Here is an 18,153-nt window from a genome sequence, read left to right as displayed (position 1 = left end):
AAAAAATCAATCGATCAATAAATGATCAAACGATCGGGGTTTTGATTAATAAATCCAACTATTTTAGTCTGAAATTTTATTGCAAAATACTTGTTGTTACTTGTTTTATATGTGATTTATTACGCATTTATTTTTGTTGAAGTGTTAACACAATAATTCTAAATTTTTTAGTTTTACTACATAAATATTGTTGACTAAAAAGAAATTTATTTTTTGATTCGAAACCAAATTTACTAGATAAAAAAGTCAATCATACAAATTTGAGTAATTTGGTATGGTTTTTAGTTAATATCTTAATTAAATTTTATGCTAAAAAGAAAGATAATCATTTATTAAATGCCCATTCATTTTTTAAAATAAAATAATGATCGATATTAAATATATTAATTAAGAAAAAATTAAAATTTAATTTAAGAGTAATTATAGCTATTAAAAATAAAAAATTATTATTTTCAATACAATGGATATCTTTTTTTGATAGTTAAGTTTTTTTAATATAAATTAATATTAAACCATATATATCAATGGGTTATATTTAATATTTGTTGTTTTAATTAATGATTTTTAAATTTTAATTTATAAAAAATCCAATTTTCATGTAGTAACGGTCGTAAGTTATTTTCTCTAGACATATATGTTTTAATGATAGTTTTAAAATACATGTTTATTGAGTCTCTATGTTTTAAGTCATGGCTAAAACTGTGGTTTAAATTATAGTGCTAGGATTTTTATGGCAGATATTAAAGTTGTAGCTAAAGGTAGTCACGAAACTTTAGTTGCTCTTTCTGGGGCATCTGTGAAATTAAAAGAACCTTCAGTTGTTCTTGTAAAAGTTTCACCAAAGGATGTTTTAGAAGTAAAAAGGGAAGGGACAAGTGTAGTTATTCACCTTAAAAATGGTGAAACAATTATTATTGAAAACTTCTTCAGTGAAACAACGGTAACCGATAATAGTTTAGTGATTGGCGATGATTCTGAGCAGCTGCTTTGGATCCGTTTTACTAATGATGAAGGTTTATTACTCGATACAGTACATTATCAACCTTTAGAAAGTATTGAACCATTACTTTATGGTGATAATTATAACCCACTTGTTTGGGCAGCAATTCCTATCACTGCTGGTGGTATTTTAGCTTGGGCTGATAGTAGCTCAGGTGACTCAAGCAGAGACTCTGATAGCGACTCTGATTCGGACAGCGACTCTGACTCGGACAGCGACTCTGACTCTGATAGCGACAGCGATTCAGACAGCGACTCTGACTCTGATAGCGACAGCGATTCAGACAGCGATTCGGACTCTGACAGCGATAGCGATTCTGACTCAGACAGCGACAGTGATTCGGACAGCGACTCTGACTCAGACAGCGACAGCGATTCAGACAGCGACTCTGACTCTGATAGCGACAGCGATTCAGATAGCGACTCTGACTCAGACAGCGATAGCGATTCAGACAGCGACAGTGATTCGGACAGCGACTCTGACTCTGATAGCGACAGCGATTCAGACAGCGACAGTGATTCGGACAGCGATTCTGACTCTGACAGCGATTCTGACTCTGACAGCGATTCTGACTCTGACAGCGATTCTGACTCTGACAGCGATAGCGACTCTGATTCGGACAGCGACAGTGATTCGGACAGCGACTCTGACTCTGACAGCGACTCTGACTCTGACAGCGACTCTGACTCTGATAGCGACAGCGATTCGGACAGCGATTCTGACTCTGATAGCGACTCTGATTCAGACAGCGACTCTGACTCTGATAGCGACTCTGATTCAGACAGCGACTCTGACTCTGATAGCGACTCTGATTCGGACAGCGACTCTGATTCAGACAGCGACTCTGACTCTGATAGCGACTCTGATTCAGACAGCGACAGCGATTCGGACAGCGACTCTGACTCGGACAGCGACTCTGATTCTGATAGCGACAGCGATTCTGACTCAGACAGCGACAGCGATTCGGACAGCGACTCTGACTCTGATAGCGACAGCGATTCGGACAGCGATTCAGACTCTGATAGCGACTCTGATTCGGACAGCGACAGTGATTCGGACAGCGACTCTGACTCTGACAGCGACTCTGACTCTGATAGCGACAGCGATTCGGACAGCGACTCTGACTCAGACAGCGACAGTGATTCGGATAGCGACTCTGACTCTGATAGCGACAGCGATTCGGACAGCGACTCTGACTCTGATAGCGACAGTGATTCGGACAGCGACTCTGATTCAGACAGCGACAGCGATTCAGACAGCGACTCTGACTCAGACAGCGATTCGGACTCTGACAGCGACTCTGATAGCGACAGCGATTCGGACAGCGACTCTGACTCTGACAGCGACAGTGATTCGGACAGCGACAGCGATTCGGACAGCGACTCTGATTCGGACAGCGACTCTGACTCTGATAGCGACAGCGATTCGGATACGGATGAACCTAAAGATCTTCAATTCAATGAGGATGGTTCAAAATTAACTGGTACAGCTGAAGCTGGTGCAACCATTACTGTAAAAGCGAAAGATGGAACTGTATTAGGTACAGCTACTGCTGGAACTGATGGTAAATTTGAAGTGTCATTAACACCTGCTCAAGCAAATGGTGAGACAGTTGATGTTACTGCACAAGTCGAAGGTAAAAACGAGTCAACTGCGGTTGAGGCTGTTGCACCAGACATTACTGCACCTGAAGCACCAACTGACGTAGCTGTTACAGAAGATGGTTCTCAAGTAACTGGTAAAGGTGAACCTGGTACTACAGTAAACGTTACTGATAAAGACGGTAATGTGATTGGTACAGGTACTGTTGATAAAGACGGTAACTTTGTTGTTGATCTAGATAAACCATTAACCAATGGTGAAGATGTAACAGTTCAACTTGAAGACAAAGCTGGCAATAAATCACCAGAAGTAACAGTGACTGCACCTGATACAACTGCACCTGAAGCACCAACTGACGTAGCTGTTACAGAAGATGGTTCTCAAGTAACTGGTAAAGGTGAACCTGGTACTACAGTAAACGTTACTGATAAAGACGGTAATGTGATTGGTACAGGTACTGTTGACAAAGACGGTAACTTTGTTGTTGATCTAGATAAGCCATTAACCAATGGTGAAGATGTAACAGTTCAACTTGAAGACAAAGCTGGCAATAAATCACCAGAAGTAACAGTGACTGCACCTGATACAACTGCACCTGAAGCACCAACTGACGTAGCTGTTACAGAGGATGGTTCTCAAGTCACTGGTAAAGGTGAACCTGGTACTACGGTAAATGTTACTGATAAAGACGGTAATGTGATTGGTACAGGTACTGTTGATAAAGACGGTAACTTTGTTGTTGATCTAGATAAACCATTAACCAATGGTGAAGATGTAACAGTTCAACTTGAAGACAAAGCTGGCAATAAATCACCAGAAGTAACAGTGACTGCGCCTGATACAACGGCACCTGATGCACCAACAGATCTTGAAGTCACTCGTGATGGATTAATTCTGACTGGTAAAGGTGAACCAAATACGACTGTAACTATTAAAGATGTTACAGGTGCTATTGTTGGCACTGGTACCGTGGGTATTGATGGTAACTTTGTTGTTGATCTTATCAAGCCATTTGTAAATGGAGAGAAACTCAATGTGAGCCTGAAAGACAAGGCTGAAAATGAGTCTCCAAATGCATCTGTTAATGCACAAGACACAACTGCACCTGATGCACCAACAGATCTTGATGTACATCAAGATGGATTGAAACTAACAGGTAAAGGTGAGCCAAATACAACAGTAACTGTAAAAGATAAGTCTGGAACAGTTGTTGGTACTGGTGTTGTAGATGCTGCTGGCAATTTAATTGCGCATCTAGATAAACCGTTTACGAATGGTGAACCACTGGATGTAACATTAACTGATGCCGCTGGAAATACTTCAGCACCTGCAACTGTTAATGCGAAAGATACTACACCACCTGATGCACCAAGTGATTTAGTCTTTGCAGATGATGGCGCATCAATTACAGGTAAAGCTGAACCTGGTTCAACAGTTATTGTTCGTTTACCGAATAATGGTGCTGTAGTGGGCACAGCAACTGCTGATGAGCATGGTAACTTTACGGTTCCTGTGAAACCTGCATTGATTAATGGTGAAGAAGTTGATGTTGTTGCTGTGGATCAGGCTGGTAATGAATCAGCAGAAGCACCAATCAATGCACCTGATTTAGTTGCTCCAGAGATCATTGATGTTCAAATTGATACAGACAATATTGTATTGACTGTTGAAACTGAGCCTCACGCAACAGTGAAATTGTATGACTCAGAAGGTAAACCATTGCTAGATAAGAATGGTAATCAAATTGAGTTTAAAGCGGATGATCAAGGTAAAGCATCTTATAGCTTCGACCCTGCAATCGAACGCGGCAAGATTGTAAATATCACTGCGACAGATGCTGCTGGAAATGAATCTGATCCATATAAACTCATTGCTGGATTAGCTGAAATTTTGGCTCCTGCGGACAATGTAATTGACTTGATCTTGGATGCAACTCCGTTATCAACTACAGATACAGCACTTAAAGGAAGTTCAAAAACTGGTTTAACAGTGGTGAACGTTGGTTTAGGCCCTGTGTTGGGTGCTGATGTTCTTGCTAACCTTGGTGATAGCTCTGTTGTAATCGATGTTGGCGCTAATCAAGTTAAAGACGTTACTTTGCAAGGTTCTGCTTTTGGTGTTCAAGTGGTCGGTACCATGGACTTGTATGTGTACAAGCTCAATGAAAGTACAGGACAGTGGGAACAGCATGCGGTTAAACCAAACTGGGTAGTGAGTGTATTGCTTGGTGGTAAGTCTAAAGAGACAGAGTTTAACCTAGGTCAAGGTAAGTGGATGTTTGTCATGGCTTCTGGTCAAGGCATACAAGCATTAACTGGTTATACCTTGAAAGTGACTAATGCGATTAACCATGACTATAACGAAGCAACTTCAGTAAAAGGTTCAACTTCAGGCAACATGTTGACTGATGAAGATCCGAAGTTTGGTAAAGATGATTTACCTGAAGGAACAACTATCACTTCAATTAATGGTCAGCAGCTTGCTGGTCATGGAGAGGTGGTTATTCAGGGTCTCTATGGCAAGCTGACTGTGAAAGCAGATGGTTCATATACTTACACAGTTGATCCTGATTTCCGTGGTCCATTTGGTGCGAAGGATGTCTTCAACTATGTGGTAACTTCGCCAGCAGGTAATAGTGCAGAAGCGAAACTTGAGATTGAACTTAATATCACTCCAAGTGAAGATCGTATTGAAATTCACAATACCGTAGTACTTGAGCTAGAACCACAAGTTACCCTAGATACGGATAAATCAACTATTAAGTCTGCGACTGGATTTAAGCTTCTTGATCTTGGTTTATTAGGTCCAATTTTGAGTGCTGATGCCTTAACAGGTGCTGGTGCAATGGAATTCTCAGTAGGTGAAAACCAAGTTCGAGAATTAACATTCCACGGTAGCGCGGGTGGTATTTCACTTGGTAAAGTATTTGACCTCGTGATCTTTAAGCTTGATCCAGCTACAGGTAATTTTGTACAAGTCCATTATGAAAAGGATTGGTTCAAGATTATTTTACTCGGTGGTAAATCAGACCAGTTAACTATGCAGTTTGGTGAAGGTGAATACCGTGCCATGCTCAACAGTAAGGGTCTATTGGGTGTAGCAGAAGGTTCAGGTTTATATGTTGATCATGACAAAGTTTATGACTACAACATACCAACGAAGTACCAAGGTTCCGTTACTGGTGATGCAACAGCTGAAGACTCTACTGCTTTATTGAAAGTAAATGGTAAAGACGTTGAACCAGGTAAGGCTACAACTGTAGAAGGCAAATACGGTACTTTAACGATCAACATCGATGGTACTTATACTTATACAGTTGTTAAGCCAGCAAATGCCGGTGCTGGTTGGAAACCACCTTATGGTGCAGTGGATACTTTCCGTTTAGTTACTCAGGATGCCAATGGTAAGTCAGTAGTGGAAACTTTAAATATTAAAGTGGGTACTCATGCTGCACAGGATGATTCTGCGGTAACTATTGTTGAACAACATAATGTTGTCTCAACAGTGGAATTCCATGAAAAAGATGGTTTAGGTAATTACGGTAAGGCTTATTCAAAATCTTTTGAAATTAAAGAAAAAGAAATTGGAAAAGGCTTTAACTTGAAGGTGACTGGTACTTCAGACTTAGGCGATGGTTTCCTTGGCTTAGGTAAAAAAGACATGACCATGACCTATGTATTGAAAAATACAACAACAGGTCAACAGTGGACATTTACTTCAGTCAAAGGTAAAGATGCTGGACTTGATTTATCTGGTCAAACTTTACCTGCTGGTTCATATACACTGAATGTTACTTCACAAGACGGTGTCATTGAACAAATTGATTTTGTTGCTAACATTGTTCATCTGGATGAGTATGTCAGTTCAGCTGCACAAGTTGTGACTGGTAATATCTTGGCAAATGATGATGGTATAACCAAAATTGATTCATTGAGAGTTGGTGCTAAAGAAGTCTTCGTAAACGATCCGAAGAAAGGTGCAGCATCAATTGAGATTGAAGGACAATATGGTACTTTAACAATCAATAAAGATGGTTCTTATAGCTATAAACCAAATGGTAAAGCGTTTGGCGTAGAGCACTTCACTTATGAGACTATTTCTAAGTTGGGCGTGAAAGAAGTTGCAGTTCTTGAAATCAATGTTGGTAAGAATGTTGTAGCTTCAGAATATGCAGACCATGTTGAAAGTTCATCTGCTAACGATACATTTACCCTCGGTGCTGGTGCTGATACCGTTATTTATGACGTATTGGATAGTACGATTGCCAACGCTGGTGGTAATGGTGGTAATGGTGTTGATACTTGGACTGACTTCAATGCCAACGATGGTGACAAGATTGATATTTCTAAGTTGCTTGATGGAAATCAAACAGCGGACAATATCAAAGACTATGTGACTTATGAAAATGGTGTATTGAAAATCGATCGTAATGGTCAAGCAGATTATTCTGGTCAGCCAGAAGGTAAGTCAAATTATGTTGATTTAATTAATATTAATTCTGATAAGACCTTGGATGAATTGTTGAACAATAATAATATTGTTTGGCATTAATTATAATCTATAATTTTTTAGTATAAAAAAGGACCTTCGGGTCCTTTTTTATTGAAAAACTTATTTTAAATTTTGAATTAGAATAAATAAAAGTAAATATTGTTTTATATTTAAAAATTAATTAATATGTGAAATAAATATTGAATTATGTTATTATTAAAATGTTTAGACTACAATATTTTTAGTGTGTAATATGGCAATTAGTACATATAGTGAGTTATTAAATTTTAAAGAAAAATTAGTATCCTGGATTGAGGGAAAAGTCGAGGATGAGAATATACAACAAAGTAATTATGTTGTTTTCTTATCTTATGGGAATATACAGAAACGTTGCCAAGTCTGGGAGAATTGTGATTTACAATTGTCAAAAGTTATTAAGCGTTTATTGAATTTTATTGACAAAATATATAAGAAAGATAATAAATTATTAGAATTGGTAAAAATTGATATTGCATATAATGTTGAGAAAAAAATATTTCAAGATGTTGTTCATGAGTTGAATAATCAAAAGCACAATAATCATATGCGAAAGGGTATTAGTTTAAAGGAAAATTTTGAAATAAGTTTTTTGGAACAAGAAATATATGGAAAATCTATTATTAAAGGTGTTGTATATAATGAACCAAACTTCTTTGATGAACAAAATTTAAATGATGCAATAAATAAAAAATATCCAGGATTTGTTAAAAAAATATTTTTGGAAAAAATAAAATACGTATGGTTATTTGATACATATTCAGTTTTTTATGAGAATGGAAAGCTAATTGATCTAAATAGTCAAGGTTGTGAAAATGGTATACGACTTTTAAATGAAGGTAAAAAAGAGCATATAATAGAGTTAATTAAAAAAAATGCTGAATTTTTACATAATGAAATCCAAGAAGATGGGGAGTTTATATATGGATATTTCCCAGCATATAATCGTGAAATAAAAAGTTATAATACGGTTAGGCACTGTACTGCAATATATGCTCTACTTGAGACACTTGAAGTTGATTATAAAGTTGAATATTTGATACAAATTAATAAATCTATTCAATATGCTATTGAGCACTTTTATCGAGAAATAGATGGTAAAGGTTTTATGATTGATGGAAGTGCAGATAATTTAGAAATTAAATTAGGTTCTAATGCAACAGCAATTTTTATGTTTGCTAAATATCAAGAAATTACCAAAGATGACCAATATATTACTTATGCAGAAAAGTTAGCAGAAGGGATACAATTTATGGTGGATGAGCATGGTGAAACTACCCATGTACTTGATTATCCATCTTTAGAAACCAAAGAGAAATTTCGTATTGTTTATTATGATGGTGAAGCAGCCTTAGGCTTATTACGTTTATATCAAATTAATCAACATCAGCCTTTACTAGATACAGTTAAATTGATGTTTGAGCATTTTATTAATAAAAATTATGATAAATATCATGATCATTGGTTAAGCTATTGTACTAATGAATTGACAATAATTTGTCCAGAAGAAAAATATTTTAAATTTGGGATAAATAACTACTTAAAACATATGAGTTTTATTAAAGATAGAAAGACAGCTTATGCAACATTTCTAGAAATGATGATGTCAGCCTATAAAATGTTACAACGATTAAAGGATACAGAGTTTACTGAGTTATATGCATCAGCAAAGGTAGAGGATTTAAAGCTACTCATTGAACATAGAGTTGAATTTCAACGATCAACTGGTTTTTTCTATCCTGAAATGGCTATGTACATGGCTAAACCGAACAAAATATTAAATTCATTTTATGTAAGACATGATCGTTTTAGAACACGAATTGATGATCAAGAGCATAACTTATCTGGTTATGTGGCTTATGTGAATTTTTTAAATTAAGTAGAAAAAGCTTAAAGAAAGAATTTAATTTTATTTATCTAGATTATTTAGGAGATCAAAATGTCTATTTTTGCTGTGTTGAAGCCGAATGCTGTTATTACTGATGTTGAAGAAGTTTTTCTCACTGTTGCACAAAATAGAGGACATGAAGCATTTGTTTTTACAGCAAGAGATGTTGATTTTATTAAAATGAAAATATCAGGGAAAACAATCAGAAATGGACAAATTGTTCAGGAATACTTTGATTTTCCAGATATAATCCAAAACAGATTAGCAGTAAAAAAAGAAGATAAAGAAACATATTTAAAACTTGCTGAAATGATTCCTTTTACATCTAATAGAGTGGGAACAAAGAAACAAGTTGATATTAAATTAAGAGCTATTGAGGAAATTAAAGAATTTCTAATAGATGTTGAAAATTGTAATTCAGTTGAACAGATAATAGTCGCCTTGAAAAGTAATAAAAAAATAATTTTAAAACCAGTATCAGGTAATCAGGGTAAAGGTATCTATACATTAGAAGAAAATGATAATTTAATTAAAATTAAAAAACTGGAAGAATGTATTGAAATAAAAAAAGAACAACTTAATTTGTTCTTTGAGGAAAATATTAAATCGAGAGGATATGCAATCAGTCCTTATTTTAAAAGCCTAACGGTTAATAACTTTAACACCGTGTTTAGAATGCAGATAAATAGAGGTGTTAATGGGAAATGGCAATTGATTAAATTTTTTCCATATATAAATATTGATCAAAATATAGATATAACAAATGGTATGCAAGGGGCATTAATAACTTTAAGAGAGAAAATGTTTTTAGAGCAATATTATCCAACTTGTTATAAAGAAATTGAAAAGAAGATACAGAAATTATTTAAAGTATTTCCATTGGAATTTCAAAAAAAATATTTGTGGAGATTAGATTCATTAGGTTTAGATTTAGGAATTGATCAAAGTGGAAATATAGTTATTTTTGAGGTAAATGCAGGCCCTGGTATTGGGTTTATGGCCTTTCCTGTAGCAAAGGCGCAAGTGCAATATTATGAGTGGTTGAAAGAAAAAGCAGTTAAACCATATATTAATAATTTTTTACCATTAAACTTAAGATAAGGTTGTAAAATGAAGCGTCTATGGGTTGTTATTTGTGGGAATATTCGCGATATACTTGATTTTAAGTTAACGTTAAGTAAATGCGTAATGCTACGAAATGAAGGAAAAATAAATCAAATTGTTTTTTCAACATGGATAGGTGAAATTGATAGATATGAAGATTTAAGGAATATATTAGAATCCTTAAATATTTATGTAATAGAGAATAATATTATTAAGGAAGATCTTCAGTCTGCAGCAACTTTAAGTGTTAATTTCTGGAGACAAAGCCGTCAATTACATGCAGCACTGGATGTTATTCCCAAAGAGGATTTTATTTTAAGGGTTAGAACTGACAGAAGTATTAATTATATTAATCAAATGGAACGTTTAAATATATTTGATCAATATGATATTCCTGTTAAAGAGCTTGGTAAATTTCCAAAAATATTTGATAGTAAAATTACTGTATTTGGACCTAAGACAGTAAGATTACTGCATATGCTAGATTTTACGATTTTAGGTAAAAATAGAGATTTATCAAAATTGATTAATTTTGAAGTCAATGAGTTATTTTATCACAAACCAATTGTTGCAAATGCACAATGGTATCAAAATCCATTTTTAAAAGAATTTCCAATTTTAAGACAGTATCAAGAGTTATCTTTATTTACAAATAAAATAAAGATATTGAAAGAATATGTTAATAAAAATAAAAACTTATCTTTTTTTCCAGAGATTGATTATAAGGTGTATTCTTTATATGTAATGATACTCCATACACATTTTAATATCATGTATATGGGTGAATTAAAAAAGAGAGAAGATAAACCAATGAGTTTCTATAATTTGTTTACCAATTATGGAGATGGTTTAATTTCAACAGTGCTTGGCTCATCTATCAGGGATCAAAAAATTTTAGATGATATGATTAATGGAAAAATGACTAAAGATTTAAGTTATGACAAATTTATGTATTATATACGTAAGTTAATTTCTGATGGGGTGACAGCTGAATTTAATATGTCCTATAGTGATTATATGGAGGTTTGGAATTTAAATAAAAATAAATTTTATGGTACTGATGTTAAGTGGTTTAAACCTTTGGAGAATGGACCGTTAAATCCATCAAGGTTTGTTAATCATGGTGAGTGTGATTTTAATCATTTAAGACAATTAAATGTGAATAGTCAAGATTGGTTAGCATTGGTTAACTCAATAAAAATTGAATCTGATTTATTTAAGATTTGGAAACAGAATTTAAATAATATTGAAGAATCAGAATTAATGCTAATGTCTCCAGCTAAAACAGGTAATATTTATGCAATATTTGTTCTGTTGCGTTTATGGATATCTGAGAGGTTGAAACCTATTAATTTTGATGAAGTAAAAAGATTGACTTTATTTTACATAAACTATTATGTGAATAGATCTATTGATTCTTTGTTGATGAAACGTATTATTATTTTATTTTACATAATATCAATAAAGTTTTCTTATAGTGAATTTAAATTAAAAAAATATTTAAGTTACTCTTTTGGTAATGATTTTAATAATATTAATATTGATGACTTAAATTTTAATATGCATTCAATTATATATATTAAAAATAAATTAAAAGATATGGTTGAGAGTGAGAAAATATTGGTAAAATTATTTTTATATGATCTTGGTGAAAAAAATTATTATAAATCACTAAAAGATTTTATTTCCTCGAATATGAAATCAGATGATTTAATAACTTTAGAGGTTTGATTTTATGAAACGCCTTATTTTTGATATTGATGATACGATTTGTACTACTGTGGAAGGAGATTATAAAAACTCTATTCCTAATGTTAATATTGTTGAAAAAATTAGGGAATATAAACTAGCGGGTTTTGAAATTTGCTTTTCTACAAGTCGTAATATGAGAACATATGATGGTAATGTTGGGAAAATTACCGCTCATACTTTACCTATTATTATTGAGTGGTTAAATAAACATAATATTCCATTTGATGAAATCTATATTGCTAAACCATGGTGCGGTTTTGATGGATTTTATGTCGATGATAAAGCTATCAGACCTGATGAATTTTGTAATTTATCATATGAAGAAATTTGTAAATTAATTAATAGGTAGTCGGTTTGTTATGATAGTTATACCCATGGCAGGGCTAAGTTCTCGATTTTTTAATGCAGGTTATACATTACCCAAATATATGCTTGCTCTTGATCATCAGACAGTTTTTGAGTGGTCAGTATCTTCTTTTAAACAATATTTTGAAACTGATTTATTTATCTTTGTTGTATCAGATAAATTTGATACAGATGTGTTTGTTAAAACACGTGCAGAGAAACTTGGTATTAAAAATTTTCAAATTGTGAAGCTAAATCATGATACTAAAGGTCAAGCACATACAGTATTTCTTGGTTTAGAAAACGCACTTGAAGATGAGCTATTCATATTTAATATAGACTCTAAACTTAATAATTTTGTAAAAATGACTAATTATCTTGAGTGTGATGGATATTTAGAGGTTTTTAAAGGGGAGGGAGTGCATTGGTCATTTGTTGAGGAAGGCATCAATTATACGGTAAAGAAAACAACTGAGAAAAATAGAATTTCAGACTTATGTAGTGATGGACTTTACTATTTTAAGTCCTCAGAACTATTTAAAGAAATTGTTGCTAATAAACTATTGGAATATTCTAATGAAGAGCTTTATATAGCGCCTTTATACAATGACTATATTTCTAGAAATAAGCACATTAAATTTAATCTTGTTGATATTTCAGATATAGATTTTTGTGGCACACCTCAAGAGTATATAGAGACTTTAGAAAAAATTTCTGGTAGTAAAATATGATTTTAATTGCTTCGGGTGCATATGTTATTCCTGAGTTTCAGATTGAATTGGGAAAAATACCACCATGTTTATTGCCTATAGGTAATAAAAAATTAATTGAGCTACAAGTGGGTAGATTGAATCAGGATTTTCCTGATGAAGAAATATATCTAACTTTACCTGAAAGTTATATTGTATCTAACTATGAGTGGAAAATATTTGAATCATTAAAAATTCAAATTACTTTTATTCCTGATGCATTTAATTTATGTGAGTCTTTGCTTTATTTTATTAATACTACTGGTAATTCGTTTAAAGATGAGAGCTTATACTTACTCCATGGAGATACATACTTTTCTGATTTCAATAACTTGACTGGTCAAGATTTCTTAACTGTTTCAAGAAGTACAGACAATTATAATTGGGAGGTTGTACAGCAAACAGATTGGTTCTCATTGGTATGGAGTGGCTTCTTTAATTTTTCATCGATTAGTTATTTGTTAAGAGCATTAACTATTAATAGGGATAATTTTGTTGATGCTGTTAAATATTATAGGGAACATATTTCTCTCGATTTTCTTGAAACTAATAAATGGTATGATGTAGGTCATACAAATACATATTTTAACTCTAGAGCTAACATTACAACACAACGTGCGTTTAATGTGTTGAATATTGAAAATGGCATCGTTCAAAAAAGAGGCTCTCCCTCTGAAAAAATCAGAGCAGAAGCTCTATGGTACGAAAATATACCATCTGTTTTAAGACAATATATTCCAATATTAGTTAAACATGGGGAGCAAAATGATTCTTATTATTATGAAATAGAATATTTACCTTATATGCCATTAAATGAATTATATGTACATGGTAAAAATGATATTTTTCAATGGAGTAAAATTTTAGATAAATTTAGTAAATTTATGGACTCATCCTTAATTGATGATATGAGTTTATCTCAAACCGAAGAAATTGATTTAGATTTAGAAAGTTTGTATGTTGTTAAGTCTAAAAATAGATTTCTTCAATATTTATCTGAAAATAATATAGATATTCATAAAAAATTTAATTTTAAAAATACCAATCTACCTACTCTAGAAGAAATTCTAAATGAATGTATTGATAAAGTATTACAATTAAAAAAACTTTATGGAGTAATGCATGGTGACTTATGCTTTAGTAATATTTTATATGACTCACGTGGAGATCGCATAAAAGTTATTGATCCGAGAGGAATGAACTATAATGCTAAAATGACTATTTTAGGTGATATAAAATACGATTTTGCCAAGCTAACTCACTCTATTGTAGGTATGTATGATTACATTATCTCTGGTTATTATAGCATTGAGGAGTCAGCAAATGGTTCTATTCAAATCGTTTTTGATATCGATTCTAGAGTTCAACAAGTTATAGATAAATATATTTCAGATTTTGAGATTGATGGTTTAACTGTTAAAGAGGTTATGCCTCTAGTGGTGTTGCTCTTTTTTTCAATGCTTCCACTACATAGTGATCGTCCTGATCGTCAAAAAGCAATGCTTTTAAATGGGTTAAGACTTTATCACCAATTTTTGTACTAATACGCATATTAATTTCTAAATGATGTGTTCAACGATGATTTCTAGCAATCTTTATTTTTTAAATGCTCCCTTAAACTATAAGTTAACTGGTATTGAGCACGCTTCTCTACGCAGATTTTTTTTGTTTAAAAAGAGTGGCTTATCTCCAACAATTGTAACTTTAAACTTTAGTAGTGATCTATCTAGAATAATAATGTTTCACAAAATTACTGAGGAGCATTTTTTAAATTTTTATCGTTACTATCAGAACTTTAATGAAGATCACAAATATGATCTAGATGATTTAAAATGTAGATTGATTAACGCAGTTTTTTCACATGTCGAAGGAGTTCCTTATGATTATCGAGTTAGTTGTAGTGCTCAATACACAATGTATGTTCGATGTTTTGAAAAAACTGCTAGAATTTCATATATAAACTATTTTGATCAGAATAGACGAAAAATTCGTAGAGAAATTTATGATTTTACGGGTTATAAAAGTAAAGAAATTATTTTATTTAATGGGAAAACTATTCAGGAAAATTACTTTAATCATAAGGGGGAGATTTATCTAACTGTTAATTTAGATAATGATTTAAAGCATTATTGTTTGAAAGATAGAGATTCTATTTACTTCTTTAACTCTGAACTGGAATTATATAGGTATTGGTTAAAAAGTATAATTAATGGGCCAACTGTCTTTTTTATCGATAAAAATCGTATTTATAATCCTATTGTTGGACCGATTAAACATCGAAATTTGAAAAAGGTATCGATTGTACATAGCACTCATACAAGTAACCCAAATGAAATTAATAACAATAGGATTAATTATAATTATAAATATCTATTGGAAAATACTGAACAATTTGATGCTTGTGTTGTTTCTTCGTCAGTTCAACATGAAGAGTTGCTATCTAGATTTGATGTATCTTTCTCTACACATGTGATCCCTCCAAGTTATATTAATAATTATAGAGTTAACCTTGATGATACGATAAATGATCATTTTAGGATTTTATCTATTGGAAGAATTTCAGTTGAAAAACGCCATATTGATATGATTTTGGCAATGAAAATTGTCAGAGCATTTATACCTCAAGCACAACTTGAATTTTTTGGTATGGGAAATGTTGATCTAAAAAAACAGTTAGAAGAGAAAATTAAACAAGAAGGACTCGAAGATTGTGTTTTTTTTAAGAATTATAGTTATGATATTCAATCAGAACTTTTTAATTCGGATTTAACATTAGTTACAAGTACTGTGGAAAGTTTTTGTATTTCTATACTTGATAGCTTAGAGCAAGGTACTCCTGTAATTGCATATGATATAAAGTATGGCCCATCTTCTATCATAGAAGATGGCGTAAATGGTACTTTAGTTGAAAATGGAAATATCGACAAGTTAGCACAAGCAATTATCGATTTTTATTTTAAGCATAAGCTAAACTATACTAAGAATACAAAATATGTAATGAAGAACTATTCATTTAACCATGTTTCAAATCTGTGGATTAATTTTTTAAATAAATTAAACTCTGAAATACTATAGGTTTTGTTCTATAAAGATTTAGATATTAAACTATCTATTTTATCTAAAACATGACATGAGTATAGGAAGTGGTAAGTATTGTAAATTTATTCAGAATTTATCAAATTGATCTTACATATTTAATATGTCAGAGATAATACAACAATATAATATCGGTTGATTGATAAAGTCCGATTGTATTTGAATTTATGGTTGTTCAATTTATCTTTGATTTAGACTCACTCATCTGGGTGTTACGTTGTTGTATAGACTACTCAATAGGAGATCAGAGCAAGACTTTGTAAATAATGTCAATTCAAATCACCATTTGATGAACACTGTTCATCATTTGCTCAACACTCCACCCTAAAAGTATAAATCCATACCTAACACAGGCTCAAAAAAGAAATCTATTTACTATATTCTTTGAACAATTGGTTAGGAATAATTCTTTTGTCTTTCACTACTTAAGTAGTTTTATTTGGAAATACTTTAGTCTAATAGTCCTTTTTTTTATTACACTAATCAGGCAATTTATTTGCGTACAGTTGTATATTATCGGCTGAAGGAATCAGCAAATAATATAAGCAGTTAATCGAGATGATTATATTGCGCATAACAATGGCATGGATTGATCACTGAGTCAGGAATTGACTAATTATTAAGCACAGGAAGAAATTGCTTATGAATAAACTAAAGTTAAATACTTTGGCTGTTGCATTGGGTTTGAGTTTTTCTGGGGTTACTCACGCTGCAGCGAATTCGGAAGTCACTCAATTGCGTAACGAAGTCAGTCAGTTACGTGCAATGATAGAACAATTACAAACGGAACAGAAAAAACAAGCGATTGTTTATGATGTTCAAGCGACTAAGGTGGTTGCTCCAGTTGTAAAAGTTGATACAACAGCAAGAAAAGGTTTAGGTTTTACAGCTGGTGGGGCTGAATTTAATATTTATGGTAACGTTCGTGCAGATGCCGGTTACCAGTTTGAAGGGGCGACAGGTGGTACGCCTTATAACCAAATAGCAACTGCTGAATTGTCAGGTGACAATGGTAAAGATCGTCTTCGATCTACTTTGTCTGCTACACGTTTAGGTCTTGATTTTAAAACAGCGACTCAAAAAGGTGATGTTGCTGGTAAAATCGAAGTTGATTTCCTTGGCAGTAATGACTCCTTACGCATTCGTCATGCTTATATGACTTATGATGATTGGCTCATTGGTCAGACTTGGTCAAACTTTGCAGTACCAGATTATATGGCAGAAACCATTGATGCCATGGGCTATGTGGGACAATCTGTTAAACGTACACCTCAAGTACGTTATACCAATAAGTTTAATCCAAATACCAGTTTGATTATGGCACTGGAAGATCCTAAAGATGGTCAAGCGGATATGAAGATGCGCTTACCAGCTTTGACTGCACGTGTAACACATAAGTTTGCTGATAACTTCTCGATTGGTGCACGTGCGATGCTGCATGATAAAAAAACCAATGAAGATAATGAAATGGCTTGGGGTGTGGGCTTAGGAGCGAAATACGATATTACTCCAAGCACAACGTTAAAGGCGGACTATTATCATGTTGATGGTGATAGTAGTTTTATCTATAACTCAAACCAAGGTTTTGTGACTGATGCTAATAAGAATATTAAGGAAACCAATGCCTTTGATTCTATTAACGTTGGTGTAACACAGAAGTTTAATCAACAATGGCGTGGAACTTTAGGTTTTGGTTATATGAAGGCAGATAATAACAAAGATTATCTTGGCTACTTCACAGACAAAACCAAAGTAAACAAAGATATTTGGCAAGGGTGGGGGAATGTATTCTATAGCCCAGTACAACCACTTAGCTTTGGCCTAGAATATGTATATGGTGAACGTCAAACTTTCTCTACTGCAACTATGGATAGTAAGACCGGTAAAGATAGTCGTTTAAATGCGGTTGCAATGTACAACTTCTAAACAGTTTACACCCTTGTTAAATCATGCGTTAACAAGGGTGTTTTTTACACAATTGTGCGATGAATAAATGACGCTATGATGTCATTTAAATTTTTAGGATGAATATATTAAGTAAATAGTGTAATCAAATAGCAAACTTCTCATGGGAGTAATCTAGGAATGAA

9 protein-coding genes are annotated in these 18,153 nt (G+C 33.1%); all 9 read left to right on the top strand.

Annotated elements, in window-relative coordinates:
• Window positions 1-730: 730 nt before the first annotated feature.
• The 9 genes from RFH42_RS02270 (at window position 731) to RFH42_RS02230 (ending at window position 17,989) form a co-directional block, all read left to right on the top strand.
• Window positions 731-7,153 carry a BapA/Bap/LapF family large adhesin gene (locus RFH42_RS02270; protein WP_308973921.1) on the top strand — a complete coding sequence of 2,141 codons (6,423 nt, stop codon included), beginning with the start codon at window positions 731-733 and terminating at the stop codon, window positions 7,151-7,153.
• A 193-nt stretch (window positions 7,154-7,346) separates the two neighbouring features.
• Complete coding sequence (locus tag RFH42_RS02265; protein ID WP_308973920.1) at window positions 7,347-9,008, top strand: poly alpha-glucosyltransferase; 1,662 nt, start codon at window positions 7,347-7,349, stop codon at window positions 9,006-9,008.
• A 60-nt stretch (window positions 9,009-9,068) separates the two neighbouring features.
• Complete coding sequence (locus RFH42_RS02260; RefSeq protein ID WP_308973919.1) at window positions 9,069-10,118, top strand: YheC/YheD family protein; 1,050 nt, start codon at window positions 9,069-9,071, stop codon at window positions 10,116-10,118.
• A gap of 9 nt (window positions 10,119-10,127) precedes the next feature.
• A complete protein-coding gene (locus RFH42_RS02255; RefSeq protein WP_308973918.1) occupies window positions 10,128-11,852 on the top strand; it encodes a hypothetical protein in 1,725 nt (574 codons plus the stop codon).
• 4 nt (window positions 11,853-11,856) lie between these two features.
• Complete coding sequence (locus RFH42_RS02250; protein ID WP_308973917.1) at window positions 11,857-12,222, top strand: capsular biosynthesis protein; 366 nt, start codon at window positions 11,857-11,859, stop codon at window positions 12,220-12,222.
• Between the two features lie 10 nt (window positions 12,223-12,232).
• On the top strand, window positions 12,233-12,949 hold the full coding sequence (locus RFH42_RS02245) for a capsular biosynthesis protein (RefSeq protein WP_308973916.1): 717 nt from the start codon (window positions 12,233-12,235) through the stop codon (window positions 12,947-12,949).
• Window positions 12,946-14,511, top strand: a complete 1,566-nt coding sequence (locus RFH42_RS02240) for a hypothetical protein (RefSeq protein ID WP_308973915.1) — start codon at window positions 12,946-12,948, stop codon at window positions 14,509-14,511. The genes RFH42_RS02245 and RFH42_RS02240 overlap by 4 nt, the downstream gene beginning before the upstream one ends.
• Before the next feature lie 34 nt (window positions 14,512-14,545).
• Complete coding sequence (locus RFH42_RS02235; protein ID WP_308973913.1) at window positions 14,546-16,042, top strand: glycosyltransferase; 1,497 nt, start codon at window positions 14,546-14,548, stop codon at window positions 16,040-16,042.
• A gap of 663 nt (window positions 16,043-16,705) precedes the next feature.
• Window positions 16,706-17,989, top strand: a complete 1,284-nt coding sequence (locus RFH42_RS02230) for a DcaP family trimeric outer membrane transporter (protein WP_308973912.1) — start codon at window positions 16,706-16,708, stop codon at window positions 17,987-17,989.
• Window positions 17,990-18,153: the final 164 nt, after the last annotated feature.

Source organism: Acinetobacter rudis, from assembly GCF_031157835.1.
GTDB lineage: Bacteria > Pseudomonadota > Gammaproteobacteria > Pseudomonadales > Moraxellaceae > Acinetobacter > Acinetobacter rudis_A.
This window is presented reverse-complemented; position numbering and strand designations above follow the sequence as displayed.